The sequence below is a fragment of the Bradyrhizobium sp. Kon58 genome, assembly GCF_055807455.1.
This window is the reverse complement of the sequence record NZ_JBVVOT010000170.1, coordinates 1-419: the sequence shown is the minus strand read 5'-3', so window position 1 is coordinate 419 and position 419 is coordinate 1. Positions and strand designations below refer to the sequence as shown.

The window sequence follows — 419 nt, the reverse complement described above, 5'->3', positions numbered from 1 at the left end:
GGAACATTCCATGTAACGTGATATGCGGACTCTGCGACCGCTCTAATTCGGTGCACGCATGGCTCGTCAGGCTTTCGGCCAGAAATCAATAAAACTTAGAGGTTTGTGTGAATCTTCCTCTTTTAGAGGAGAAGACCGACAGGCGGTATGTGCTCAGTCGCTATTGGCCGAAGACCGCCCCAAACGACAAAACCCCTGTCTGCGTTAGCACCAAACGCGTGCCCTATTCGCCACACATTGACCTGTCCGAACCTCTTCCCGGCCAGGCGCCTGCGCCCGAGAAGCTGCCAGGCTGTACCTTCACCAAACCCTGCCAATTGCCCGATGGAATCATTCACTACGCCGACCCTGCCGGTTACGTACCCCTTGAACTGATTAAAGACTACGGCCATTTCAGTCTGCTGGGTGGGCGCGAATTG

General features: G+C 54.7%; 1 protein-coding gene. It reads left to right on the top strand.

Features of this window, described 5'->3' with window-relative positions; translation table 11 throughout:
- Positions 1-107: 107 nt before the first annotated feature.
- The coding region (locus tag AC0L20_RS39985) for a hypothetical protein (RefSeq protein ID WP_473295666.1) at positions 108-419 on the top strand (312 nt) is incomplete at its 3' end.